General features: G+C 73.6%; 1 protein-coding gene. It reads left to right on the forward strand.

Annotated elements, in window-relative coordinates:
• Positions 1–208, forward strand: a 208-nt coding sequence (locus G3I42_RS25380) for a hypothetical protein (RefSeq protein WP_164289647.1), incomplete at both ends; no start/stop codon positions are given.

Raw genomic sequence — 208 nt, forward strand, 5'->3', positions numbered from 1 at the left:
GGTCAAGGGGCTCGGCGACCTGGAACCCGTGGCGCTGCGGATCGGCCAGAGCGCCGATCTCGGGGAGACGGTCGAGGCGCTCGCGGCCGCCGCGTACTCCCGGGTCGAGCTGGTCGAGAAGCGCGGCGAGTTCGCGGTGCGCGGCGGCATCCTGGACGTCTTCCCGCCGACCGAGGAGCACCCCCTTCGGGTGGAGTTCTGGGGCGAC

This window comes from Streptomyces sp. SID11385 (assembly GCF_010548245.1).
GTDB lineage: Bacteria > Actinomycetota > Actinomycetes > Streptomycetales > Streptomycetaceae > Streptomyces.